The 25091-nt window shown below is 56.1% G+C and carries 21 protein-coding genes, 1 tRNA gene and 2 rRNA genes; 14 read left to right on the top strand and 10 right to left on the bottom strand.

From position 1 onward, the window contains the following. Positions 1-21 precede the first annotated feature (21 nt). The 7 genes from yhdP to csrD all read right to left on the bottom strand — a co-directional run bounded on the left by yhdP (position 22) and on the right by csrD (position 11021). The gene (yhdP, locus tag F3I47_RS19445; RefSeq protein WP_150030255.1) at positions 22-3852 is read right to left on the bottom strand and encodes an AsmA2 domain-containing protein YhdP; all 3831 of its coding nucleotides are present in this window, start codon (positions 3850-3852) and stop codon (positions 22-24) included. A 148-nt stretch (positions 3853-4000) separates the two neighbouring features. Then, positions 4001-5470 carry a ribonuclease G gene (gene rng, locus F3I47_RS19440; RefSeq protein WP_009087509.1) on the bottom strand — a complete coding sequence of 490 codons (1470 nt, stop codon included), beginning with the start codon at positions 5468-5470 and terminating at the stop codon, positions 4001-4003. After that, on the bottom strand, positions 5460-6053 hold the full coding sequence (locus F3I47_RS19435; protein ID WP_150030256.1) for a nucleoside triphosphate pyrophosphatase: 594 nt from the start codon (positions 6051-6053) through the stop codon (positions 5460-5462). Before F3I47_RS19435 ends, rng begins: the two co-directional genes overlap by 11 nt. Before the next feature lie 8 nt (positions 6054-6061). Further along, positions 6062-6550, bottom strand: coding sequence for a rod shape-determining protein MreD (gene mreD / locus F3I47_RS19430; RefSeq protein ID WP_009087513.1), 489 nt, complete (start codon positions 6548-6550; stop codon positions 6062-6064). Beyond that, positions 6547-7569: a rod shape-determining protein MreC gene (gene mreC / locus F3I47_RS19425; RefSeq protein ID WP_009087515.1), complete on the bottom strand. Its 1023-nt coding sequence runs from the start codon at positions 7567-7569 to the stop codon at positions 6547-6549. The genes mreD and mreC overlap by 4 nt, the downstream gene beginning before the upstream one ends. 147 nt (positions 7570-7716) lie before the next feature. Continuing rightward, on the bottom strand, positions 7717-8760 hold the full coding sequence (gene mreB / locus F3I47_RS19420) for a rod shape-determining protein MreB (RefSeq protein WP_003855260.1): 1044 nt from the start codon (positions 8758-8760) through the stop codon (positions 7717-7719). A gap of 311 nt (positions 8761-9071) precedes the next feature. Continuing rightward, a complete protein-coding gene (csrD, locus tag F3I47_RS19415; protein ID WP_150030257.1) occupies positions 9072-11021 on the bottom strand; it encodes an RNase E specificity factor CsrD in 1950 nt (649 codons plus the stop codon). Between the two features lie 289 nt (positions 11022-11310). On the opposite strand from csrD, the gene msrP reads away from it, so the two are divergent. From msrP to F3I47_RS19345, 14 genes are all read left to right on the top strand, one after another. Continuing rightward, positions 11311-12315: a protein-methionine-sulfoxide reductase catalytic subunit MsrP gene (gene msrP, locus F3I47_RS19410; RefSeq protein ID WP_140029577.1), complete on the top strand. Its 1005-nt coding sequence runs from the start codon at positions 11311-11313 to the stop codon at positions 12313-12315. Positions 12316-12318: 3 nt separating this feature from the next. Then, the gene (msrQ, locus tag F3I47_RS19405; RefSeq protein ID WP_046102638.1) at positions 12319-12921 is read left to right on the top strand and encodes a protein-methionine-sulfoxide reductase heme-binding subunit MsrQ; all 603 of its coding nucleotides are present in this window, start codon (positions 12319-12321) and stop codon (positions 12919-12921) included. Positions 12922-13153: 232 nt separating this feature from the next. Next, positions 13154-13606 (top strand): type II 3-dehydroquinate dehydratase, encoded by a 453-nt coding sequence (gene aroQ, locus F3I47_RS19400; protein WP_009087521.1) that lies wholly within the window; start codon positions 13154-13156, stop codon positions 13604-13606. A gap of 25 nt (positions 13607-13631) precedes the next feature. After that, positions 13632-14093, top strand: a complete 462-nt coding sequence (gene accB / locus F3I47_RS19395; RefSeq protein ID WP_009087523.1) for an acetyl-CoA carboxylase biotin carboxyl carrier protein — start codon at positions 13632-13634, stop codon at positions 14091-14093. 11 nt (positions 14094-14104) lie between these two features. After that, positions 14105-15454 (top strand): acetyl-CoA carboxylase biotin carboxylase subunit, encoded by a 1350-nt coding sequence (accC, locus tag F3I47_RS19390; RefSeq protein ID WP_009087525.1) that lies wholly within the window; start codon positions 14105-14107, stop codon positions 15452-15454. 73 nt (positions 15455-15527) lie between these two features. Beyond that, positions 15528-15770 (top strand): YhdT family protein, encoded by a 243-nt coding sequence (locus tag F3I47_RS19385; RefSeq protein WP_009087527.1) that lies wholly within the window; start codon positions 15528-15530, stop codon positions 15768-15770. Then, complete coding sequence (gene panF, locus F3I47_RS19380) at positions 15760-17205, top strand: sodium/pantothenate symporter (protein WP_150030258.1); 1446 nt, start codon at positions 15760-15762, stop codon at positions 17203-17205. Before F3I47_RS19385 ends, panF begins: the two co-directional genes overlap by 11 nt. A 16-nt stretch (positions 17206-17221) precedes the next feature. Next, entirely contained in the window at positions 17222-18103 is an 882-nt protein-coding gene (gene prmA, locus F3I47_RS19375) for a 50S ribosomal protein L11 methyltransferase (RefSeq protein ID WP_150030259.1), read from the top strand. A 367-nt stretch (positions 18104-18470) separates the two neighbouring features. Next, a complete protein-coding gene (gene dusB, locus F3I47_RS19370) occupies positions 18471-19436 on the top strand; it encodes a tRNA dihydrouridine synthase DusB (protein WP_009087532.1) in 966 nt (321 codons plus the stop codon). Between the two features lie 23 nt (positions 19437-19459). After that, the gene (fis, locus tag F3I47_RS19365; protein ID WP_003855228.1) at positions 19460-19756 is read left to right on the top strand and encodes a DNA-binding transcriptional regulator Fis; all 297 of its coding nucleotides are present in this window, start codon (positions 19460-19462) and stop codon (positions 19754-19756) included. A 544-nt stretch (positions 19757-20300) separates the two neighbouring features. Further along, a complete protein-coding gene (locus F3I47_RS19360) occupies positions 20301-21326 on the top strand; it encodes an amino acid ABC transporter substrate-binding protein (protein ID WP_009087536.1) in 1026 nt (341 codons plus the stop codon). 68 nt (positions 21327-21394) lie between these two features. Then, a complete protein-coding gene (locus tag F3I47_RS19355; protein WP_150030260.1) occupies positions 21395-22573 on the top strand; it encodes an amino acid ABC transporter permease in 1179 nt (392 codons plus the stop codon). 15 nt (positions 22574-22588) lie between these two features. Then, positions 22589-23689 (top strand): amino acid ABC transporter permease, encoded by a 1101-nt coding sequence (locus F3I47_RS19350; protein ID WP_009087540.1) that lies wholly within the window; start codon positions 22589-22591, stop codon positions 23687-23689. A gap of 8 nt (positions 23690-23697) precedes the next feature. Next, complete coding sequence (locus tag F3I47_RS19345; RefSeq protein WP_009087542.1) at positions 23698-24459, top strand: amino acid ABC transporter ATP-binding protein; 762 nt, start codon at positions 23698-23700, stop codon at positions 24457-24459. 270 nt (positions 24460-24729) lie between these two features. On the opposite strand, the gene rrf (F3I47_RS19340) is transcribed toward F3I47_RS19345, so the two are convergent. From rrf (F3I47_RS19340) to rrf (F3I47_RS19330), 3 genes are all read right to left on the bottom strand, one after another. Further along, positions 24730-24845 (bottom strand): 5S ribosomal RNA (gene rrf, locus F3I47_RS19340). A gap of 34 nt (positions 24846-24879) precedes the next feature. Further along, positions 24880-24955 (bottom strand) — tRNA-Thr (locus F3I47_RS19335). Positions 24956-24969: 14 nt separating this feature from the next. After that, positions 24970-25085: ribosomal RNA gene (rrf, locus tag F3I47_RS19330) — 5S ribosomal RNA — on the bottom strand. Between the last annotated feature and the right edge of the window lie 6 nt (positions 25086-25091).

Genomic DNA, 25091 nt, shown 5'->3' with positions numbered 1-25091 from the left:
AATTCCGGTACGGCGTCAAATTCACTTGTTGTCTGTTTCACGCGGTTTACGCAGCACTTCATTGATTTCCGGTTTATCCAGCGGCCCGCTGATGTGATAACGCAGCAACGATATCCTGTTCCACAAGGGAGCCAGCACCTTACTGGCGGCGAAAACCGCCGCGCCCACCACCGGGTTAATCGCGAAGGCGGTTGCGACACCCACCGAGGCGGAGATCTCCGGCGCCACCACCGCTTCCATATCGATCTGACGCTTCACCAGGTCGAGATTGCCCTGCATAGCGATGTCAGCTTCCAGCCCATCCACCAGCAGATTATCGGTGCGCATCACGCCGTTCTCGATCCAGGCCGTGCCATTAATCGAATCGAAGTAGAACGCGTTGGTAAAGGTGTCGCTGAAATCGAAGCGCAGCTTGCGCAGCAGTGCATCAAAGCTCACCAGTCGCAGGATCTTGCCAGCCGTGCCGGTGTCCACATCCGCAATCTGGCCTTTGCCAAAGTGTGTTTTCAGGGTGCCACTCAGCGTCTCTGCGGAGGGCTGCCAAGGCGCCGACCGCCAGTGCAGGTCATAGGCAATGTCGAATGGCGCATCACGCAGCGGCGTATTCACACCAAACCAGTTGGTCGCATTATTGATATTAGGACCTTTCAGCGTGCCCTTCAGCGAGGTGCGCGGGTCGTTCGGGCGATTTACCCACTCCCCGCTGATTTTCAGCTGTGAACTGCCGGTATCCACCTTGCCGTTAGTAAGCGCTAACGTATCCCCTTTGGGTTGCAGCATCGCAGAGACCTGACCATATTTCTGCCCCAGAACCCAGCACTCTTTACAGCGCAGTTGCAGAGCCGGCCACTGACTGAAATTAATATTACTGGCCTGCTGAGTGCTCGCTTTGCTGCCTCTGGTCGTCTCGCTGTTCCACTGCGGATTGTAATAAAGGTAATCCAGATTCACCTGCCACGGGGATTGTGGTGCCATTGACAGCTCACCACGCAGCTCCTGCGCCCTGACGCTGACATTGCCACTGCCGGCTGAACGCTGTGCCAGCGTCGCCTCAACCTCATGCCACTGCTGCCCCGCCAGCGTGACCGCCGGACTGCGCAGCGTGATATTGCCGGGCAGCGTCACGCCGCCGGTCTGGAAATCGCTGCCGCCACCTGACGACCTGCCGCCCGTTGCGTCTCCAGCTGCCAGCATCCCGACCCAGGCTTCGCCATCCAGCGCAGGCAGATTCAGCACCATTCCGGCATGGTCGGGCAGCCCGGGTTTCTTCTGTGCATCATTCAGCCAGATGCCGCGATCCACGCGCAGCGTCGGTTCCAGCAGCCAGCGGCTGTTAAAACGGTGGTTTGCGCTGACGCTGCCGCTGAGATCGAAGTGGTTCAGGTCGCCGCTGGCCTCAATGGTAACCGGCATCGTCTCACCGGCTTTCTTGTCAAGCGGTGCAGGTAAGCGACTACTCACTTCTTTTGCATTGCCGTTCAGGGCCACTTCATAGCGCGCTCCGCCATGATGGGGTAGCGTGATATCGACGTTCCCCTGCCAGGGCAGATGTCCGCCCAGTTGCTTACTGACGGCGGCCGGAATCGGGCTGATTCTGGCCGGCTGCCAGTCGCCCTGCAGTTTGACGTTAACGCCAAAATCATCCGGGTTCTCGATGGTGCTGAACCGGACGCCCAGGGGCTGACCAAACCAGTTCGCCTGCAAATCTTCACTGGCCAGATTGCCGTTATCGTAACGGAAGCGGCCAGAGAGGTTAGCGATAGTCGTTTTTAACGGTTTGATAAACAGAGAGTTGTTATGCAGATCGACATTGCCGCGCGCGTGTACCTGCTTACCGTCCAGCGGAATATCGAGATTCAGATGCCCCCCTACGCCGCCCGTGATTTGCAGCTGCTCCAGGGCGGCACCCAGCGACGACTTCAGCGGAGTCTGCTGAAAATAGTCCGCGACCTGCGGGCCTTCGCCATGGATATCCCCATCGATGATCAGCTTCTCTTTCAGATAGTCAGGGATGACCGCGCTGACGTTGCGCGCTTCAACGTCACCCAGCCGGGCGACCGGGGCATGCATCCACAGTCCGTCATTCAGGAAGTTGAGGTCGATATCCAGATTGCTGATCGCCGGCCATTTGGGCTGAAACGCGTAGGTCGCCTGGCGCAGCGGCACCCAGACCTGGAACATGCCATCGTTGTGTTTAAACGGGAACAGCGCTGGGTTACCGGCAAACAGCAGCGTGGCGTTGTCGACTTTGCCCCCCTTCACGGCCCCGCTCAGATAGTCCGTGAGTCCCCTGCCCATCAGCGGCACCGGGAAATAGCGCCAGGCATCGCCTGCATCAGTGACCCGGATACCAGCCAGAATATCAAGACGCGGCTCCGCGCCACGGTTCTGCTGATAACTGAAGTCGCCCCGCGCCCGGAGTGAGCGCGCCTGCAGATCCAGATCCTCACCCGCCAGCGTCAGGCCATGTTCATCGCGCAGCCAGCGCAGCGCCCCGGTGACCCGTTTAATCTCCAGCGGTGCCTGGAACATGTCACCATAGGGGACGGTGGCGGTTCCCATCTCCACACTGACCTGACCATTGCTCAGACTGCCGCGAGCCTCCCCGCTCAACCGACTGATGCCCGGCAGCAGCTTCCACTGCTGCCAGCTGAAATCGTGCCATTTCACCTGCAGGCGGGTCTTTTCTGGCTGTTCTAACGGGATATCCAGCGCCAGTCCCTCAACTGTGCCCTGTGGCTGTAACTTCTGCCAGTTTTCAAACAGCGCCGGAGAGAGCGGTGCGAAAAGGGGAATAACAGGGGCAAGATGACGCAGCACCAGCTGTGTGGCGCGCACCCGGACCTCAGGCTGGCCGTCAGTGCCCGACATCTGCTTATCCTCAGGACGCCAGAGCAGGGAGAAGTGACCGGCGGGCCAGGTCTGGCCGTCGGTGCTGAGGCGGGTCTGCGGCACATTGACCACCCAGCCATTCCGGAAGCGCGACAGATGCGCGGTCAGCCCGTCAACCTCAATCCGGTGTGGTCCGCTCTCGCCCTGCCAGCTGGCACCGCCCTGACGCAACAGCAGATCGCCGGCATAGATGTCGCCATCGCGCAGGTTCACCCACGCCGCCAGACTGAAGCGGGCGCTGTCGAGCCGGGTATTGTCGCGCATCCAGCGACCCAGCCACGGACGCACATCGACATCGTCGGCCTGCATCCAGATACGCCCGTCATTCAGTAAACCGTTGCTGTCGTTGAGATCGAGCCGCACCTGAACCACACCGTGCTGGCCGGTAAAGCTCGACAGGCTCACTTCCCCTTCTGCCCGGTGGCGGGTTTTCTCATTCAGCCAGGTCAGGCGCGGAATGGCCAGCTCGGCATGCTGACCGGACGGCGTGCGGAAACCGATGGTGCTGTCGCGCAGGTCAAAGTGGTCAAACTGCCGCAGGAAAAGTTCGTTGATTTGCGCCGGACGGAAGCTGTTTTTCTCTTTATCGTTGTCGAGTAAGGGACGATTCGTGTCGAGATGCAGCTGCCAGAAAGTGAGGTCGCGGAACTGCCAGCGCCAGTGCAGCAGGGATTGCCAGACGTCGAGGGCAAGATTGATGCGTGAGATGGTGAGTTTGCCGTTCTCGTGGAGATCGACGCTGAGATCGCGAACCTGCAGGGTGGGACCGAAATTTTCCCATTTGCCCTGCAGCTGACTGGCGCTGACCGGAACGCCGCTGCGATCGGAGATAAATTGCAGAAGGTTGCTGCGATAGCTGTCGAGATGCGGCATCACCAGACGCAATCCGCTGACCAGCAGCGCGACAATCACGATGATTGCCGCGACCAGCAGTAACAAAATCCTCGGCAACTGCCTCACTCACGCCTCTCCTTGTATTCCGCAAACGACGGATAGTTGGCTCTCGTACCCGACCGTCTTCAGACAAAAGCGGTAAAACACGCATTTTATCCCAAACAAGGGCGTTTTTTCAGCCCGGCAGCCGGAGAAACCAGTGCGCGGGCCGGCGTTACATCATGACAACGTCGAACTGCTCCTGAGTGTAGAGCGCTTCGACATGCACTTTAACCTGCTTGCCGACAAAGATTTCGACCTCCGCCAGGGCATGAGACTCATCGCTTTTCAGCGCCTCCCCCACCGTCGGCGAAACATAGACCAGGAAGCGATCGGAATCGTAGGCGTGATGAACGCGGACAATCTCACGCATAATCTCATAGCAGACTGTCTCAACTGTTTTCAGCGTGCCGCGTCCCTTACAGACCGGGCAATCCTGACAGAGGATATGCTCGATGCTTTCACGGGTTCGCTTGCGCGTCATCTCCACCAGCCCCAGCGCCGAGAAACCATTAATCCCGGTTTTCACCCGATCCTTGCTGAGTGCGCTCTCCAGCGAATGCAGCACCCGGCGCCGATGATCTTCATTATTCATATCAATGAAGTCGATGATGATGATGCCACCCAGATTACGCAGTCGCAGCTGGCGGGCAATCGCCTGCGTCGCTTCCACATTGGTGTTAAAGATCGTCTCATCCAGATTGCGGTGGCCGACGAAGGCACCGGTGTTGATGTCGATGGTGGTCATCGCTTCGGTCTGATCGATGATCAGATAGCCACCCGACTTCAGTTCAACCTTACGATCCAGCGAGCGCTGAATTTCATTTTCGACATCAAACAGGTCAAAGATAGGCTGTTTGCCATTGTAGAGCTCCAGCTTACCCGCCATCTCCGGAATATATTCCGCAGTAAACTCCACCAGCATTTCACAGGTCAGACGGGAGTCGACCCGGATGCGATCCAGGGCGGCCCCGGCAAAATCACGCAGAATACGCTGCGCCAGCGCCAGCTCACCGTAGAGCAGGCAGCGGGTCTGGTTACGCTTTTTACGTTCGCTGACTTTAGTCCAGAGACGCTTGAGAAACGCGGCGTCCTGCGCCAGCTCCTCTTCTCCGATCCCCTCTGCGGCGGTACGGATGATAAAGCCGCCCAGGTCGTCACAGTAGTCTGCCACCACCGCTTTGAGCCGCTCGCGCTCTTTTTCACTCTCAATGCGCTGAGAGACACCCACATGCGATGCCCCCGGCATAAAGACCAGATAACGCGACGGCAGCGTGATGTCGGTGGTCAGCCGGGCCCCTTTGGTACCCAGCGGATCTTTGACCACCTGCACCACCAGATCCTGCCCCTGGCGCACCAGCTCGGCGATGTCGCGAACAACAAAATTTTTCTTTTCGTCACCCGCGACACACTCGGTGTGCGGCATGATGTCTGAGGCGTGCAGAAAGGCGGCTTTTTCCAGGCCGATATCGACAAAGGCGGCCTGCATGCCGGGCAGTACACGGCTTACCCGTCCCTTGTAAATATTGCCCACAATGCCGCGCCGCGCCTCACGTTCAATGTGAATCTCCTGAAGGATGCCGCCGTCGATATAGGCAACCCGCGTTTCAGAAGGCGTGACGTTAACCAGTAATTCAGCCGTCATGGTGACCCCTTACGGCACGCAGTGACTGGAAATGGCTGAGTAACTCCGCTGTCTCAACCAAAGGTAATCCGACCACCGCGTGGTAGCTTCCATTAATTTTGCGGACAAAATTTCCGCCCCTGCCCTGGATTCCGTAGGCTCCCGCTTTATCCATCGGTTCGCCGGTCGCAATATAGTCGTCGATGTCGGTGGCGGTCAGGGTGCGGAAGGTCACATCCGTCGTCACCACGCAATCCAGCGCCTGCTGACGATCGGCCAGCGCCACCGCCGTCATCACCTGGTGCGACTGTCCGGAAAGTTTGCGCAGCATCTCGCGGGCATCCTCAGCATCGCGCGGCTTCTCCAGCACGCTGCCATTCAGCACCACGATGGTATCGGCGCCCAGCACCGGCAGATCCTGCGCGGCCAGTCTGACGCCAGTCTGTGCTTTGTCATTGGCCAGACGGCGCACATAGGCCTCTGCCGCTTCATCCGGCTGACGCTGCTCTTCAACGTCCGTCACAAGGCGCTCGAAGGTCAGCCCAAGCTGAGTTAACAGCTCACGCCGACGCGGTGAACCGGAAGCAAGATAAAGGGTTACCATAAATTTCCTTATTGAACAGCAAACTGACGACGAATTTTTCTCATTAACAAGAATAGCCAGGGCCAGAGAATACCGTCGACAACACTGCTCCAGAAAATTTCAGGTCGGAATGAAACGTTGATTACCAGGAATTCAGCCCAGAAGACGATGACATCCATCGCCAGTGACAGCACCATAACCATTAACGCTTGCTGCCACAACGCTAAGTTGCGGAATAACTGGAACTTAAAGGCGATAAGGTAGGCGATGATGCTGAGCGCCAGGGCACGCACGCCGAGTGTGGACCCGGCGATCAGATCCATGATGGCACCGAGCATGAATCCGGTGCCGACATTGACCCGGTGCGGCAGTGCCAGCACCCAGTAGATCAGAATCAGCAGCAGCCATGAGGGGCGGAACATGTAGATCTCATCCGGCCACGGCATGATCTGCAGGATCAGCGCAACCAAAAAAGAGAGCCAGATGACCCAACGTCCCTGGCTACGATATCGACTCAAGGCTGGCCCCCGCGTGAACGCGTGGTGCTGCTGCTCTGTCCGCTGCTGCTACCGGAAGGGGCCGGCGGGCCCATCTGTGCAGAAGGCGCAGGCGGTCCCATCTCCCCGGCAGGCGGTAACACCTGCGGCATCATCTGCATCAGACGCTCGTTCGCGACGCGATGCACTTCATCCTGCGGTAACGGCATATCGCCATTGCGATCCGCTCCCCACAGCAACAGCAGGTAGCGCAGACGCTGCAGACCGGCTGTCGGATGCGCCTGAATCACCGTGTAAGCGCGCTGGGTATCCACTTTAACAGAGGAGACCACACCCACCGGATAACCTTCAGGGAAACGTCCCCCGATGCCGGAGGTGACCAGCACATCACCGACGCGAATGTCTGTGTTGCCCGGCAGATGCTCAAGCTGAAGATCTTCAGTGCAGCCGTTACCGGCGGCAATCACACGGATATCATTTCGCAGCACCTGAATCGGCAGCGCATGGGACGCATCACAGATCAGCAGAACGCGGCTGGTCAACTGCCCGACGGCGATGACCTGCCCCACCACGCCCTTATCACTGATGACCGGCTGACCTTCGTAGACACCGTTTACGCTGCCTTTGTCGATCACCACCTGGTCGGTGTAAGGGTCGGTGCCGGTAGAGATCACCTGCGTCACCATCTTTTGCTCATCCTGACGCAGCGGTGAACCCAGCAGTTCACGCAGGCGTGCGTTTTCCTGCTTATATTGCCCCAGCATTAGCAGGTTACTGTTTTTCAGGAAGAGCTCACGACGTAACGCTTTGTTTTCCTGCTCCAGTTGCTGACGGGATGCCAGCGACTCTGAGACGCCGTCCAGCAGCTGACGTGGCCCATTCGCCAGGAAGTAAAACGGACTGACCGACGTATCCAGATAGTTGCGTATTTGGGTGAAAGACCCCACACGACTGTCGGCAATAATGATGGCAATCGCCACGACAACCGCCAGGAAAAGACGCAACTGCAGGGAAGGTCCCCTGCTAAAAATCGGCTTCATATAATCTGCGTGATCCTCGACAACGGGTAAGGAAGCGACGGCTGACCACCGCGCTTCCCTGGGCTGAACGCACTGTACCGGCCAGATTTCGCCGGTTCACATGCTACTCCCCTGCATGATCGTTGCGTTCTTAACCGGTTGAGGCAATTATTCTTCGCTGAACAAATCGCCGCCGTGCATGTCGATCATTTCCAGCGCCTTGCCGCCACCGCGTGCCACACAGGTCAGTGGATCTTCAGCAACCACAACCGGAATGCCCGTCTCTTCCATCAGCAGGCGATCCAGGTTGCGCAGTAACGCACCACCACCGGTCAGCACCATGCCGCGCTCGGAGATATCCGAGGCCAGCTCAGGCGGACACTGCTCAAGGGCAACCATCACCGCGCTAACGATACCGGTTAACGGCTCCTGCAGCGCTTCAAGAATTTCGTTGGAGTTCAGCGTGAAGCCACGCGGTACACCTTCTGCCAGGTTACGGCCACGCACTTCAATTTCGCGGACTTCATCGCCCGGATAAGCTGAACCGATCTCATGCTTAATACGTTCTGCCGTCGCTTCACCAATCAGTGAACCGTAGTTACGACGCACATAATTAATAATAGCTTCATCGAAGCGATCGCCACCAATACGGACAGAGGAGGAGTAAACCACGCCGTTCAGTGAGATCACCGCCACTTCCGTGGTACCGCCACCAATATCGACTACCATTGAACCGGTCGCTTCGGAAACAGGCAGGCCTGCACCGATTGCGGCAGCCATAGGCTCTTCAATCAGGAAGACTTCACGCGCGCCTGCGCCCTGAGCGGATTCACGAATCGCACGACGTTCTACCTGGGTGGCACCGACGGGAACGCAGACCAGCACGCGTGGGCTGGGACGCATAAAGCTGTTGCTGTGAACCTGCTTGATGAAGTGCTGCAGCATCTTTTCGGTAACGAAAAAGTCAGCGATAACGCCATCTTTCATCGGACGAATAGCGGCGATATTGCCTGGCGTACGGCCGAGCATCTGTTTGGCGTCATGACCTACGGCCGCGACACTTTTCGGCGAACCGGCACGATCCTGGCGAATAGCGACCACGGAAGGCTCGTTCAGCACGATGCCCTGTCCTTTTACGTAAATCAGGGTATTCGCGGTACCCAGGTCAATGGACAAGTCATTGGAAAACATGCCACGAAATTTTTTAAACATACTAAGGGATAATCCTGCAAGCTGGGGGCGGAAAATAAAATCCGCTTACTTTACCAACCACACGAAGCTGCCACAAGGCGCAAAAACGTTCTGCTTCGGTGAAAAAAGAGGCCTGATTGCGTTTAAGTCATCTGAACCCGTAACAGAAATCGGCAGAATGGCGACCAGACGCCATCACTCCTGCTTTTCTCCGCCTTTCGCCTTTCCATTCCCGACATAAAATTTAACATTTCCGGCAGTCGGGTTGTGGGCTCAGACGAGACTTAACATGACAAAAAAGCGCTAATTGCCGTCATCAGGACGGCAATTCATCAAATACGGTAACGTTGGGAATACTTCTTCACGTTACTGTTAACCGGAAGTGAAGGGGCAAAAAAGTCACCCTGCCCGCCTGCTATACCCAGCGACACTAATGTTTGCCACTCCGATCGGGTGCGAACACCGGTGGCAAACACCTGAATGCCGGTGGATTTACAGACTTCCAGCAGACTCTGCACAAACAGCTGATTTTCAGTGCGCCGCTCAATGTTGCGCACCAGGCCGGCATCGAGCTTGATCAGCTCCAGCGGCAGCTGCCTGATATAGGCGCTGCTCACCACGGTTAAACCGGCCTGATTCACCGCCACCCGACAACCAAACGCCTTAAGCGCACGGAATACTGGTGTTAAGCGGTTGATGTGTTGACAGACATCTGCCTCGGCAAGTTCAAATAAAAATCGTTTTCTTTGTCCTTTCGGGCACTGCAGCAGCATGTTCTGCAGCCAAAGCACAAAGGGTCGTTGCAGGAGTGAGGACATCGTCAGCGGGATGACCAGGGTCTCTTCCGGCCAGAGTTCAGACAGGGCCGCAATGCGGGTCATCAGCTGGCGATCCCAGGCATCCGCCATACCCAGCTGCTGCACCAGCGGCATATATTCGGCGGCCAGCACCTCTTTGTCGCCGTCGAAGATGCGGGTCAGCATCACCCGGTGCTGCACCTTGCCTTCAATATTGACGGCAGGTTTGTGATAGAGCCGCGGACCACCCCGGCTGAGCGTATTCTCCAGCAGGGTACGCCAGCGTACACTCCCCCGCCCGGCGTCCTGCGGATTGCCTGCACCGTTGGTCCAGTTGTTGCCGCCCAGTAAAGCCGCGCGGCGGGTGGCCATTTCGGCATTCTCCATCACCTGCGGCACGGTCTGCCCGCTGTGCCACGCGCTGATGCCGATGTGAATCAAATCATCACGGTTCACCTGACGCATCGGCGGCAGTGAATCCACCGCATTGATCAGCTGGTCGGCAATGCTGTTCGCCTCTTTAAGGCTGCGATGCGGCAGCAGCACGGCAAAATCACTGCGGAAATAGCGCGCCAGCAGCGCCCCTGGGTAGCGCAGCACAAAGGTAGAGAGCATGTTGACGAAGTTAAAGAGGTACTCGTCGACCAGCGCGGGCTCCAGCGTCTCCTGCAGGGTATCCAGATCGGGCAGCCGCACCATCATCACCACGCCGTGGGTGCCCACATCTTCCTGATCTTCCAGCAGCGTCGCCAGCTGATTGTCGAAAAAGAGTCGGTTGTTGAGGCCGGTCCGGCCATCCTGGGCGGCAAAGGTGCGGATAAGCGTGTCGATACGCACACGCTGTTCGGCGGCTTCCTGCACATCCACCAGCAACAGATCCAGCGCGCGGCTCGCCTTGGGCGGCCACTCATCCACGCCGCGCTTCGGCATGACGCCGCGTTCGCCGTTGATAATCGCCTCGGCCCGCACTTCGAGATGCTCCATGCCACGCCACTGACGGCTGAGCCAGCGATGCATCATCAGCAGCATCAGACTCATAACCAGTATGATGGTAAACAGAATGCCCAGCGTCGAGGTGCCGGTGATGGAGCGTAGCCAGGTTTTGGCAGGATCGAGAGTGACAACCCGCAGCTGTAAGCCGGTCTGATGCATCAGCGGCACCTCGAACTGGATAAAGCGGTTGGGTTCATCTTCCAGCATCGGGTTTTCATGACGGGAGAGCGTCAGGAGCGTCTGTCTGCCGTTGTGCAGTAAAATCTGCTCCGCATTCATGATTGGCATGATCGACGTGAGCCAGGTATGCAGCTGATCCGGGGTCTGGGTGAGCATCGCCTGATCCACCTGGACCGCCAGGATCTGTGCCCGATGTTCCACGCGCTGATGACTGAACCAGAAAAAACTGAATGCGCAGCCAGCCAGCATCAGTGACATGGCCAGCAGGCTAAGAAAGGTAATAAACGCAGATAATTTTGTGGTTAATCGCATCCCTGTGCCTGTATTACTGCGGTGATAACCGGATCACCCAACCTTGTACCGTCAGCCTGACGAAAACGCGAGCAAAATAGCATAATTTACCGCTGACGGCAGTGCCCGGACGCCAGAAGCCGAAGTATATCGTCGGGATTGTCTCGCTGACGTGAATACCGGCACTTTTCAGTGCATTCTCATCGCCCCGCCCCGCCCCGCCAGGAAATTTCACATTTTCGCAGCGAAAGTGGCCGACATCAGCGATAGTCATCATGCTGGTCGATAAGAATCTGTCTGGAGAAGGCCCATGAAACGTACACCCTGCCTGACTGAAGCCGACGTTACGCCGGAAAGCATCTTTAATATGAAGCGCCGCCAGGTGCTGAAAACGCTGGGGCTGAGCGCCGCGGCCATCGGCGTGCCTGGCGTGGCAAACGCCGACATTCTCAGCTGGTTCAAGGGAAACGATCGCCCGCCAGCGCCGGCAGGCCGCCCGCTGGACTTTACTAAACCGGCGCAGTATCAGGCCGATCTGACCCTGACCCCGGCGGATAAGGTCTCCGGCTATAACAACTTCTATGAGTTTGGCCTGGATAAGGCCGATCCGGCCGCCAATGCCGGCACGCTGAAAACCGAGCCCTGGAAGCTGACCATCGATGGGGAAGTGGCGAAGCCCGTGACCCTGGATATGGATGACATCTTTAAACGGTTCGCCATGGAGCAGCGGATCTATCGCATGCGCTGCGTGGAGGCCTGGTCGATGGTGGTGCCCTGGATTGGCTTCGAACTGAACAAGCTGATTTCGCTGGCCGAACCCACCAGCAAAGCGCGTTTCGTCGCCTTTCAGACGCTTTACGATCCTGAGCAGATGCCGGGCCAGAAAGATCGCTTTATTGGCGGTGGTCTCAACTATCCCTATGTCGAAGGTTTGCGTCTGGATGAGGCGATGCATCCACTGACGATACTGACGACCGGCGTCTATGGCAAAGCGCTGCCCCCGCAGAATGGCGCACCGATTCGCCTGACGGTGCCGTGGAAATATGGCTTCAAAGGGATCAAATCGATCGTAAAAATCACGCTGACCAGCAATCAGCCGCCGACGACCTGGAACCAGATTGCCGCTGATGAGTATGGTTTTTACGCCAACGTGAATCCTCACGTTAATCATCCGCGCTGGTCGCAGGCCACCGAGCGTTTTATCGGCCCTGGCGGCAGCCTGAAGGTCGAGCGTCAGCCGACCCTGCTGTTTAATGGCTATGGCGAGCAGGTCGCCTCGCTCTATCGCGGTCTCGATTTACGGGAGAACTACTAGGTGGTGCGCCTGTCGTTAAAACAGATAACCGGTTTAAAGGTGATCCTGCATCTGGCGGCCCTGCTGCCGCTGGTTTATCTGATTTTTGCCGCGATGCAGGGCGGGCTGAGTGCCGATCCGGCGAAAGATATTCAGCATTTTACCGGACGAATGGCGCTGAAACTGCTGCTGGGAACGCTGCTGGTCTCACCGCTGGCGCGTTACGGCAGACAGCCGCTGCTAATCCGCACCCGCCGCCTGCTGGGCGTCTGGACATTTGTCTGGGCCTCTCTTCATCTGCTGAGCTATTACCTGCTGGAGCTGGGTGCGGACAATCTGCGTCTGCTGGGCAGCGAGCTGATCTCCCGTCCTTATCTCACACTGGGCATCATCAGCTGGTTTATCCTGCTGGCCCTGGCGGTGACCTCGTTTCAGCGCGCGCAGCGCAGGCTGGGAAAACGCTGGCAAACCCTGCATAACGCGGTCTATCTGGTCGCGATCCTGGTGCCGGTTCACTATATCTGGTCGGTAAAAATCCTGTCACCCCAGCCACTTATCTACGCCCTGCTTGCTGCGATACTGTTAGCCTGGCGTTACAAAAAGTTTCTCAAATGGTGGCCCCGCTAGGCTTTCACCCGTTGTTTTCCGCTGCTGTTTTCTGATAAAAGATGTGGCCCGCAGGCCACATCCGATCATCTTCGCAGATAAGACCAGTATTTTGCTGCGAAATGACACGAAACGGATATAATGCCCGGCTTTATTGCTCGTCGGGTCTTCTTTTTCACCGTGAAAGGTGACAAATGGAGATTCGCAAGGTATTTTACGCGATGCCTCAATGATTGCGGGAGATGGCAGCAAGATGGCGCATAAATTACATATTCTGCTTTTAAACGGACCCAACCTGAACCTGTTGGGAACGCGTGAACCTGAGAAGTATGGTCATACCACGCTGCGTCAGATCGTTGACGATTTGACGCATCAGGCAGACCAGCTGAATGTGGAGTTGAGCCACCTGCAAACCAACGCTGAATTTCAGCTTATTGATCGCATTCATGAGGCCAAAGGCAATGTGGATTACATCATCATTAATCCTGCCGCGTTTACCCATACCAGTGTCGCACTGCGTGATGCCCTGTTAGCGGTAGAAATACCGTTTATCGAGGTTCATCTCTCCAATGTGCATGCACGCGAGCCCTTCCGTCATCACTCCTATCTTTCTGATGTCTCTGCTGGCGTGATTTGCGGGCTTGGCGCTGACGGCTACACATGGGCTTTACAAACGGCAGTAAAACGCCTGTCTCAAACTAATTAATCAAACTGAGTACGGAACCCCACTCATGGATATTCGTAAAATTAAAAAACTGATCGAACTGGTTGAAGAGTCTGGCATTTCTGAGCTGGAAATCTCTGAAGGTGAAGAGTCCGTTCGCATCAGCCGCGCACCTGCAAACGCAGGTTACCCGGTTATGCAGCAGGCTTACGCTGCACCGGTACAACAGCCTGCGCTGGCCACCGCTGTGGCCCCTGTTGCAGCCGTTGCCGAAGCCGCACCGGCTGAGATCAGCGGTCACATCGTGCGTTCACCGATGGTAGGCACCTTCTACCGCACGCCGAGCCCGGATGCGAAAGCCTTTGTGGAAGTCGGTCAGAAAGTGAACGCGGGCGATACGCTGTGCATCGTCGAAGCCATGAAAATGATGAACCAGATCGAAGCTGACAAATCCGGCGTGGTGAAAGCCATTCTGGTTGAAAGCGGTCAGCCGGTCGAATTTGACGAGCCACTGGTTATCATCGAGTAACGGGGCAGATCATGCTGGATAAAATTGTTATTGCTAACCGCGGTGAGATCGCGCTGCGCATTCTTCGTGCCTGTAAAGAACTGGGCATCAAGACTGTTGCGGTTCACTCAAGCGCGGACCGTGACCTGAAGCACGTGCTGCTGGCAGACGAAACCGTCTGCATCGGCCCGGCGCAGTCAGTCAAAAGTTACCTCAACATCCCGGCGCTGATCTCTGCTGCAGAGATCACCGGCGCAGTGGCGATTCACCCAGGCTACGGCTTCCTTTCTGAGAATGCCGATTTTGCCGAGCAGGTTGAACGTTCTGGCTTTATATTTATCGGTCCGAAAGCGGACACCATTCGCCTGATGGGTGACAAGGTTTCTGCGATCAACGCGATGAAGAAAGCGGGCGTCCCTACCGTCCCAGGCTCTGACGGTTCCCTGACTGATGATATGGAAAAAAACCGTGCCTTTGCTCAGCGCATCGGTTATCCGGTCATCATCAAAGCGTCCGGCGGCGGCGGCGGTCGTGGTATGCGCGTTGTGCGCAGCGACAAAGATCTGGAGCAATCCATCAACATGACGAAAGCGGAAGCCAAAGCGGCTTTCAACAACGACATGGTTTACATGGAGAAGTATCTGGAGAATCCTCGCCACATCGAGATTCAGGTACTGGCCGATGGTCAGGGCAACGCCATCTATCTGGGCGAACGTGACTGCTCTATGCAGCGTCGTCACCAGAAAGTGGTCGAAGAGGCGCCAGCGCCAGGCATTACGCCGGAACTGCGCAGCTTTATCGGCAACCGCTGTGCTAAAGCCTGTATCGAAATTGGCTATCGCGGCGCAGGTACCTTCGAGTTCCTGTATGAAAACGGTGAGTTCTACTTCATTGAGATGAACACCCGTATTCAGGTAGAACATCCGGTGACCGAGATGATCACCGGTGTCGATCTGATCAAAGAGCAGCTGCGCATTGCGGCTGGTCAGCCACTGTCGATCAAACAGGATGATGTGATCATTCGCGGACATGCGGTCGAGTGCCGTATCAACGCCGAAGATCCGGTAACCTTCCTGCCAAGCCCGGGTAAAATCACCCGCTTCCACGCGCCAGGCGGTTTTGGCGTGCGCTGGGAGTCGCACATTTACTCCGGTTACACCGTGCCGCCTTATTATGACTCCATGATTGGCAAGCTGATCACCTATGGCGAAACGCGTGACGTGGCGATTGCCCGCATGAAAAATGCCCTGGCGGAACTGATCATCGACGGTATCAAGACCAACGTCGACCTGCAGATGAAAATCATGTCCGACGAGAATTTCCAGCACGGTGGAACCAACATCCACTATCTGGAGAAAAAACTCGGCTTGCACGAGAAGTAATTGCAACGCTGAGTCAGTCAGAGGCCGGTTAATCCGGCCTTTTTCTTTTGCCGCTGGGCGTTAAGGTTGAATCATGGATGCTCGTTTTATACAGGCACATAAAGAGGCGCGCTGGTCGCTCTATCTCACCCTGCTCTGGCTCGCTGTCTGGGGGCTTTCCGCCTGGCTGGGTGGCAATGACACCGGCATCACCGGTCTGCCGCGCTGGTTTGAACTCTCCTGCCTGTTTGCCCCCCTGTTCTTCATTTTTTTGTGCTGGCTGATGGTGCGGGTGATTTTTCGCGACATGCCGCTGGAGGAGAAAAATGAACAGTGAAATTATCCTGCCGCTGCTGATTTATCTGGTGCTGATCGCCGCACTGTCGGTATTTGCCGTTCGCAAACGGCGTGAAGGCAGTTTCCTGACGGAATATTTCCTCGGCAGCCGCTCCATGGGCGGTTTTGTGCTGGCAATGACCATCACCACGACCTATATCAGCGCCAGCTCATTTATAGGCGGGCCCGGTGCCGCCTATAAATATGGGCTGGGCTGGGTGCTGCTGGCGATGGTGCAGGTGCCCGCTGTCTGGCTTTCGCTGGGGGTGCTGGGGAAAAAGTTCGCCATCCTGGCGCGTCAGCATAATGCGGTCACGCTGAATGACATGCTCTATGCGCGCTATCGGAGCCCGCTGCTGATCTGGCTGGCGAGTCTGAGCCTGCTGATCGCGTTTATCGGTGCCATGACGGTACAGTTTATTGGCGGTGCGCGGCTGCTCGAAACCGCTGCCGGTATCCCCTATGACACCGGCCTGCTGATTTTTGGCGGCACGATCGCCCTCTACACCGCGTTTGGCGGCTTTCGCGCTAGCGTACTTAATGACGCTATGCAGGGCGTTGTGATGCTGATTGGCACCTTCCTGCTGCTGTTTGCGGTGATTCATCAGGCGGGCGGCCTGAGCACGGCGGTTCAGAAACTGCATGACATCGACCCCGCACTGCTCTCACCGCAGGGGCCGGGAGAGGTTATCACCCCAACCTTCCTCAGCTCATTTATTGTGCTGGTCTGCTTTGGCGTTATCGGGTTGCCGCATACGGCGGTGCGCTGTATCTCCTACAGGGACAGTAAGGCTGTCCATTGGGCGATCATTCTGGGCACCATTGTGGTGGTGGTGCTGATGCTGGGCATGCATCTGGCCGGTGCGCTTGGCCGGGCGGTACTGCCAAATCTGACCGTGCCGGACAGCGTCATTCCGACCCTGATGATTACCGTGCTGCCGCCGTTAGCGGCCGGACTGTTTCTAGCCGCGCCCATGGCTGCCATTATGTCGACGATTAATGCCCAGCTGCTTCAGGCGTCGGCGACGCTGATCAAAGACCTCTATCTGCGGGTCGCCCCGCACCAGATGGAAAATGAGGCGCGGCTGCGACTGTTATCTGGCACCATTACTTTCGCCCTGGGTCTCCTGCTGCTGATCGCGGCATGGAATCCCCCCGATATGATTATCTGGCTTAACCTGCTGGCCTTTGGTGGGCTTGAAGCGGTCTTCCTCTGGCCGCTGGTTCTCGGTCTCTACTGGGAACGCGCCAATGCCGCAGGTGCCATCACCGGCATGGTGGTGGGTGGTGGCTGCTATGCGTTTCTGGCCAGCCTGAAACTGCAGATTCTGGGCTTTCACCCCATCGTGCCCTCCCTGCTTCTGAGCCTGCTGGCATTTTTAGTGGGCAACCTGTTTGGACGCGCGCCGCAACCGGTCGACGCGCCGCAACATTGACGGAAAGAGAAACGTTATGCCGTGGATTCAAATCAAAATTAACAGCTCAGGTGAACACGCGGAAACGCTGAGCGATGCCCTGATGGATATCGGTGCGGTCTCAGTGACCTTCCAGGATACGCACGATACCCCGGTTTATGAGCCGCTGCCGGGTGAGACCCGCCTGTGGGGCGACACCGATGTTATCGGCCTGTTCGATGCTGAAACCGATATGAGCCTGATTACCGCCGAGCTGGCGCAGCATCCGCTGTTAGGCGCCGATTTTCGTCACCGGATCGAGCAGATCGAAGACAAAGACTGGGAGCGCGAGTGGATGGAAAACTTCCATCCGATGCGCTTCGGTGAGCGCCTCTGGATCTGTCCGAGCTGGCGCGATGTGCCGGATCCGGACGCGGTCAACGTCATGCTCGATCCAGGCCTGGCGTTTGGCACCGGCACGCATCCGACAACCTCCCTCTGCCTTACCTGGCTTGACGGGCTGGATCTGACGGGCAAAACGGTGATCGATTTTGGCTGTGGTTCGGGGATCCTGGCGATCGCGTCGCTTAAGCTTGGCGCGGCTCAGGCAATCGGTATTGATATCGATCCGCAGGCGATTCAGGCCAGCCGCGATAACGCTGAGCGCAACGGCGTGTCCGATCGTCTGTCACTCTATCTCCCCCACCAGCAGCCTGAAAACCTGCAGGCGGATGTGGTGGTCGCCAACATCCTGGCCGGTCCGCTGCGTGAGCTGGCACCGCTGATCAGCGTGCTGCCTAAGTCTGGCGGTCACCTCGGCCTGTCAGGCGTGCTGGAGAGTCAGGCGGAAGGTGTCTGCGAAGCCTATGAAAGTCAGTTCACGCTTGACCCGGTTGCGGTGAAAGAGGAGTGGTGCCGGATTACCGGCATCAAATCCTGAAGTCCGCCTCCGCCGTAGCTCACGGCGATGCCGGTAACCGGCAAAACGCGGCTAAACAGCACAATCAGCCAGCCCGCAGCGTAAGTTGCGGGCTTTTCCAGGCTGGCATGGAGAGTTGTACCGTTAATCACGGCATGTGACGTTTTTTATCTGGCGAATTGCCGTACTTTTCTGGAAAAACTTTTGTTCACAATTTCAGCATAAATCAGTAAACCATTGATATTAAAGTGTAATTAAAAACACACCCGATCATCACCCGGATTTCATTGATCTTTCTTGCTGATTGTTCAAAGTTTGGCCTTTCATCTTCCTGCAAAAATGCGTAATATACGCCGCCTTGCAGACACAGTATGGCCATTCTGACTTCATGCGTATTGGAAACCTCCAGCTGAGAAATCGACTGATTGCGGCGCCTATGGCCGGTATTACCGACAGGCCATTCAGGACGCTGTGTCACGAAATGGGCGCAGGTATGGCAGTTTCTGAGATGTTGTCTTCGAACCCCGAAGTCTGGGCCAGTGACAAATCTCGTTTGCGCATGGTTCACAGTGATGAGCCAGGCATTCGCGCCGTGCAGATTGCCGGTTGCGATCCCAGCGAAATGGCGCAAGCTGCACGCATTAATGTCGAGGCTGGTGCACAGGTTATCGATATTAATATGGGATGCCCTGCCAAGAAGGTTAACCGCAAAATGGCGGGGTCAGCCTTACTGCAATATCCCGCCGTGGTGGAGTCCATTCTCTCCGCAGTGGTTAATGCAGTGAACGTGCCGGTTACGCTGAAAATTCGTACTGGCTGGGATCCTGAAAACAGGAACTGTGTCGCGATTGCCCAATTGGCTGAACGCTGCGGTATACAGGCTCTGACGATACATGGCCGCACTCGTGCCTGCCTGTTCAACGGAGAAGCTGAATATGACAGCATTCGGACAGTTAAGCAGAGTGTTTCCATTCCGATTATCGCGAATGGAGACATAACTGACCCGCATAAAGCCAGAGCGGTGCTCGACTATACAGGGGCCGATGCTCTGATGATAGGACGCGCTGCTCAGGGAAGACCGTGGATCTTCCGGGAAATCCAGCATTATCTGGACACTGGGGAGCTGCTTGCTCCGCTGCCACTGGCAGAGGTCAAGCGCTTGCTTGTTTCGCATATACGTGAGCTGCACGACTTTTACGGTTCAGGCAAGGGATACCGTATAGCGCGAAAGCACGTCTCCTGGTATCTGCAGGAGCACGCCCCGAATGACCAGTTTCGGCGCACATTCAACGCCATTGAGGATGCCAGCGAACAGCTGGAGGCGTTGGAGGCATACTTCGAAAATCTTGCGTAACGAAATAAAGAGCTGAAAGAACTATGTTCGAACAACGCGTAAATTCTGACGTACTGACCGTTTCTACCGTTAACTCACAGGATCAGGTAACTCAAAAACCTTTGCGTGATTCGGTTAAACAGGCACTGAAGAACTATTTTGCTCAACTGAATGGTCAGGATGTGAGCGACCTGTATGAGCTGGTTTTGGCTGAAGTCGAGCAGCCTCTGTTGGACATGGTGATGCAGTATACCCGTGGCAACCAGACCCGCGCTGCCCTGATGATGGGTATCAACCGCGGTACGCTGCGTAAGAAATTGAAAAAATACGGCATGAACTGATTCTGAGTTCTGTCTGTTAATCACGCCAGCCTTCGGGCTGGCGTTTTTATTTGTGCGGTATGGCACAAAGCGGTGACCTCAGGGATGAAACAGTTGCCTCTCATATGGTAACTATAGTTGCAATCGCAGACGTGATATTTCGCCCTCTCTTATTCCTCCTCTCAGCTTGGATTACAGGCTGACCTGAATGCTCTTCCCCCTGACAGCGCCCTTCCGCTCCGGGTGTGTGACTTTCCGCGCATTAAAAAAGTAACGTGTCTCCTTCATACATGCCTGCCTGCGCGAAGGCTCACATTGCTTCCATATAGTGAAACTATTTGCACTAAATGTGATCGGGTCGACTCGCTTTGCTTCCTTTTGGTGCGCCATATTAGCGGAACTTTCTAAGTGCTTCCGATTATTAACCGTTCTTTCATACAAATTCAGGCTCCTGCAAACCTGGCATCAGCTTTGCAGGGTCGTGAATGGCTGACCGCCACAGACAGGAAAACGCACACTAAAGTGCGCAAACATAACAATACGATCCCGCCACACAGGATGCTTTATGAAAAAGATGATGCTCTCTACGCTGATCGCTGCCGCCTCGCTGGTTGCCGTTACTCAGCAAGCACACGCCGGCGCCACACTGGATGCAATTAAGAAAAAAGGTTTTGTTCAATGTGGGATCAGTGACGGCTTGCCGGGCTTCTCCTATGCGGATGCCAGCGGCAAGTTCACCGGTATCGATGTGGATGTGTGTCGGGCAACGGCTGCTGCTGTGTTTGGCGATGCAACCAAAGTGAAATACACCCCACTGACCGCGAAAGAGCGTTTTACCGCGCTGCAGTCAGGCGAAGTGGATGTGCTTTCTCGTAATACCACCTGGACCTCCTCACGTGATGGCGGCATGGGCTTCCTGTTTGCGGGCGTGAACTACTACGACGGCATCGGCTTCCTGACTCACCAGAAAGCGGGCCTGAAAAGTGCGAAAGAGCTGGATGGCGCGACCGTCTGTATTCAGGCAGGCACCGATACCGAGCTGAACGTCGCGGACTTCTTTAAAGCCAACAAAATGCAGTACACGCCGGTCACCTTCGACCGTTCAGATGAATCAGCCAAAGCGCTGGACAGCGGCCGCTGTGATACCCTGGCTTCTGACCAGTCTCAGCTTTACGCACTGCGTATTAAGCTGGGCAAACCGGACGAATTTATTGTGCTGCCAGAAGTAATCTCCAAAGAACCCCTGGGGCCGCTGGTGCGTCGTGGTGATGATGACTGGTTCACCATCGTGAAATGGTCGCTCTTCGCTATGCTGAATGCGGAAGAGATGGGTATCAACTCGAAGAATGTTGATCAGATGACAGCCAAGCCGACCACGCCAGATATGGCGCATCTGCTGGGTGCTGAGGGTGACTTTGGTAAAGATCTGAAGCTGGATAATAAGTGGGCCTACAACATCATCAAGCAGGTGGGCAACTATCAGGAAAGCTTTGATCGTAACGTCGGTAAAGACAGTGCTCTGAAGATCGCACGCGGTCAGAACGCGCTGTGGAACCAGGGCGGTATTCAGTACGCTCCGCCGGTACGTTAACAGACCTCGCCAATCGGGCACCGCCTTCTGCGGTGCCCTGCCACAGCTTTCGTTACTGAGGTTTCAACATGTCACAACGCCCAACCGTGAAAAGGGATTTTTCATTTGGTAATCCCACGGTTCGCGCCTGGATTTATCAGTTCATTGCCGTTATCGCAGTGCTTGGTGTGGTGGGTTATCTGGTGCATAACACCATTATCAACCTTGCCAATCGCGGCATTACATCAGGATTTGGCTTTCTCGAGCGCACTGCCGGTTTCGGTATCGTTCAGCATCTGATTGAGTACACCGAGGACGATACCTACGCGCGCGTGTTTCTGGTTGGCTTAACCAACACACTGCTGGTCTCGGCACTCTGTATCGTTTTCGCCTCCATTCTCGGATTCGCGGTGGGATTATCCCGCCTTTCTGACAACTGGCTGCTGCGGAAACTCTCGACCATCTATATCGAAACCTTCCGTAATATCCCGCCACTGCTGCAGATCTTCTTCTGGTACTTTGCGGTATTGCGCAATCTGCCTGGCCCACGACAGGCGCTGAATGCGTTTGACCTGGCCTATGTCAGTAATCGCGGGCTCTATGTACCGTGGCCGACCTATGCTCCGGGGAGCTGGCCGTTTGTTATCGCGCTGCTTCTGGCCCTAGCCATCAGCTATGGTCTCTACCGCTTCAACCGTCAGCATCAGCTGAAAACCGGCGAGTTACGTCGCACCTGGCCTGCCGCCGTTGCGATGCTGATTCTTTTTCCGGTTCTGGCGCATCTTGGGTTTGGCGCCGCAACGCACTGGGATGTGCCGCAGCTGCGCGGATTCAATTTCCGTGGTGGCTCGGTAATGATCCCGGAGCTGGCGGCACTGACGCTGGCCCTGTCGATCTATACCTCGTCGTTTATTGCAGAAGTGATTCGCTCCGGCATCCAGTCGGTACCGCACGGTCAGCACGAAGCCGCACGTTCGCTGGGTCTGCCGAATCCGGTGACGCTGCGTCAGGTGATCATTCCTCAGGCCATGCGCGTGATTATTCCCCCGCTGACCAGTCAGTACCTGAACATCGTGAAGAACTCCTCACTGGCCGCGGCTATCGGATATCCCGATATGGTGTCGCTGTTTGCCGGCTCGGTCCTGAACCAGACCGGCCAGGCCATCGAAACGATTGCTATTACGATGGGCGTGTACCTGATCATCAGCCTGCTGATATCACTGCTTATGAACGTCTATAACCGCAAAATTGCGCTGGTTGAGCGTTAAGAGAACGGGATGACTATGTCTGTAACTACGCATGAAACGACCCCCGTCCCGACGACGCCGGTCAGTCGCGCCTGGCTTTGGGCGCGTAAAAATCTCTTTTCCAGCTGGTTTAACACGTTACTGACGCTGTTGTGCATCTGGATAATCTGGCATGTGATCCCGCCTGCGCTGAACTGGCTGGTCTTTCAGGCTAACTGGATCGGCTCCACCCGCGCCGATTGTACGAAAGAGGGCGCCTGCTGGGTCTTTATCCATGCCCGTTTCGGTCAGTTCATGTATGGCCTCTATCCGCATGAGTTGCGCTGGCGTATCAACCTGGCGCTGATCATTGGCCTGGTGTCGATTGTGCCGATGTTCCTGAAAAGCCTGCCCTTCCGCGGGCGCTATATTGCTGCCTGGGCCGTCATCTATCCGGTGATCGTCTGGTTTCTGCTGTATGGCGGCTATCTGGGACTGGAGCGCGTTGAGACACGCCAGTGGGGTGGATTAACGCTGACGCTGATTATTGCATCGGTTGGGATTGCGGGCGCACTGCCGCTGGGGATTCTGCTGGCTCTTGGCCGTCGCTCCCGAATGCCTGTGGTGCGCACGCTGTCGGTTATTTTTATTGAGTTCTGGCGCGGCGTGCCGCTGATCACCGTGCTGTTTATGTCGTCGGTGATGCTGCCGCTGTTTATGTCTGAAGGCACCACCATCGATAAGCTGGTGCGCGCCCTGGTTGGCGTCATTCTGTTTCAGTCCGCCTATGTAGCGGAAGTGGTACGCGGGGGATTGCAGGCGTTGCCGAAAGGTCAGTATGAAGCGGCTGAGTCTCTGGCGCTGGGTTACTGGAAAACCCAGATGCTGGTGATCCTGCCACAGGCACTGAAACTCACCATCCCCGGGCTGGTAAATACCATCATCGCTCTGTTTAAAGATACCAGCCTGGTCATCATCATCGGTCTTTTCGATCTGTTCAGCAGCGTTCAGCAAGCCACGGTGGACCCCACCTGGCTGGGCATGTCGACCGAAGGCTACGTCTTCGCTGCACTGGTCTATTGGATCTTCTGTTTTAGCATGTCGCGCTACAGCCAGTATCTGGAAAAGCGCTTTCACACCGGGCGTACATCGCACTGAGGTTTTACATGACTGACTCTATGACACACTCTTCCGACGCGTTGATGATTTCGCTTGAGAACGTGAATAAATGGTACGGGCAATTCCATGTACTGAAAGACATTAACCTGCAGGTTAAGCCGCGTGAACGCATTGTGCTTTGCGGGCCTTCTGGTTCCGGCAAATCGACCACGATCCGCTGTATTAACCATCTGGAAGAGCATCAGCAGGGACGTATTGTTGTTGACGGTATTCACCTAAACGATGACATCCGTAACATTGAACGCGTGCGTACCGAAGTAGGAATGGTCTTTCAGCACTTTAATCTGTTTCCGCATCTGACGGTCCTGCAGAACTGCACACTGGCCCCGACGTGGGTGAGAAAGATACCTAAAAAAGAAGCCGATGAGCTGGCCATGCACTATCTGCAACGCGTGCGCATTGCGGAACATGCCCATAAATTCCCCGGTCAGCTTTCGGGTGGTCAGCAGCAGCGCGTTGCTATTGCCCGTTCACTCTGCATGAAGCCGAAAATTATGCTGTTTGATGAGCCAACCTCGGCGCTGGATCCGGAGATGGTAAAAGAGGTACTGGATACCATGATTGGTCTGGCAGAAGATGGGATGACCATGCTGTGCGTGACGCATGAGATGGGCTTTGCCCGCACCGTTGCAGACCGGGTGATCTTTATGGATCGCGGTGAGATCGTTGAAATGGCTCCGCCGCAGGAGTTCTTTGCGAATCCTAAATCGGAGCGGACCCGGGCGTTCCTGTCTCAGGTTATTCACTGACCGGTACTACTGCTCGTTGTTTCCAACCCGGCCTGGTGCCGGGTTTTTTATGGCCCGAATAAAGGTCAGTAAAGGGGGGCTGGGCTGGGTAGCACAGGAGCACAGGAGCACAGGAGCACAGGAGCACAGGAGCACAGGAGCACAGGAGCACAGACTGAGGCGACTACGCTTTTCTATCACTATTGATAACCGGAAAAGGCGCTGCTCCATTTTCTGCAGCCACAACGAAAAAAGCCCTTCGCATACGCGAAGGGCTCTCTCTTATTTGATGCCTGGCAGTTCCCTACTCTCGCATGGGGAGACCCCACACTACCATCGGCGCTACGGCGTTTCACTTCTGAGTTCGGCATGGGGTCAGGTGGGACCACCGCGCTACAGCCGCCAGGCAAATTCTTTTCTTTACCGAACTCGTGTCTTAACTGGTGCTGATACCCAGAGTCGAACTGGGGACCTCACCCTTACCAAGGGTGCGCTCTACCAACTGAGCCATATCAGCACACTAAATTTGATGCCTGGCAGTTCCCTACTCTCGCATGGGGAGGCCCCACACTACCATCGGCGCTACGGCGTTTCACTTCTGAGTTCGGCATGGGGTCAGGTGGGACCACCGCGCTAAAGCCACCAGGCAAATT

The organism is Pantoea sp. M_10 (assembly GCF_008631515.1).
GTDB lineage: Bacteria > Pseudomonadota > Gammaproteobacteria > Enterobacterales > Enterobacteriaceae > Pantoea > Pantoea anthophila.
Note: the sequence above shows the minus strand (reverse complement) of the source record. Positions and strands in the feature narration are given on the sequence as shown.

Coding starts and splice junctions, on each gene's coding strand:
- F3I47_RS19360 (WP_009087536.1), top strand. CDS start 20,301: ATGAAAAAGATGATGCTCTCTACGCTGATCGCTGCCGCCTCGCTGGTT.
- csrD (WP_150030257.1), bottom strand. CDS start 11,021: ATGCGATTAACCACAAAATTATCTGCGTTTATTACCTTTCTTAGCCTG.
- aroQ (WP_009087521.1), top strand. CDS start 13,154: ATGGCGCATAAATTACATATTCTGCTTTTAAACGGACCCAACCTGAAC.
- mreB (WP_003855260.1), bottom strand. CDS start 8,760: ATGTTTAAAAAATTTCGTGGCATGTTTTCCAATGACTTGTCCATTGAC.
- dusB (WP_009087532.1), top strand. CDS start 18,471: ATGCGTATTGGAAACCTCCAGCTGAGAAATCGACTGATTGCGGCGCCT.
- rng (WP_009087509.1), bottom strand. CDS start 5,470: ATGACGGCTGAATTACTGGTTAACGTCACGCCTTCTGAAACGCGGGTT.
- msrP (WP_140029577.1), top strand. CDS start 11,311: ATGAAACGTACACCCTGCCTGACTGAAGCCGACGTTACGCCGGAAAGC.
- accC (WP_009087525.1), top strand. CDS start 14,105: ATGCTGGATAAAATTGTTATTGCTAACCGCGGTGAGATCGCGCTGCGC.
- accB (WP_009087523.1), top strand. CDS start 13,632: ATGGATATTCGTAAAATTAAAAAACTGATCGAACTGGTTGAAGAGTCT.
- mreC (WP_009087515.1), bottom strand. CDS start 7,569: ATGAAGCCGATTTTTAGCAGGGGACCTTCCCTGCAGTTGCGTCTTTTC.
- prmA (WP_150030259.1), top strand. CDS start 17,222: ATGCCGTGGATTCAAATCAAAATTAACAGCTCAGGTGAACACGCGGAA.
- fis (WP_003855228.1), top strand. CDS start 19,460: ATGTTCGAACAACGCGTAAATTCTGACGTACTGACCGTTTCTACCGTT.
- panF (WP_150030258.1), top strand. CDS start 15,760: ATGAACAGTGAAATTATCCTGCCGCTGCTGATTTATCTGGTGCTGATC.
- F3I47_RS19350 (WP_009087540.1), top strand. CDS start 22,589: ATGTCTGTAACTACGCATGAAACGACCCCCGTCCCGACGACGCCGGTC.
- F3I47_RS19345 (WP_009087542.1), top strand. CDS start 23,698: ATGACTGACTCTATGACACACTCTTCCGACGCGTTGATGATTTCGCTT.
- F3I47_RS19355 (WP_150030260.1), top strand. CDS start 21,395: ATGTCACAACGCCCAACCGTGAAAAGGGATTTTTCATTTGGTAATCCC.
- F3I47_RS19385 (WP_009087527.1), top strand. CDS start 15,528: ATGGATGCTCGTTTTATACAGGCACATAAAGAGGCGCGCTGGTCGCTC.
- F3I47_RS19435 (WP_150030256.1), bottom strand. CDS start 6,053: ATGGTAACCCTTTATCTTGCTTCCGGTTCACCGCGTCGGCGTGAGCTG.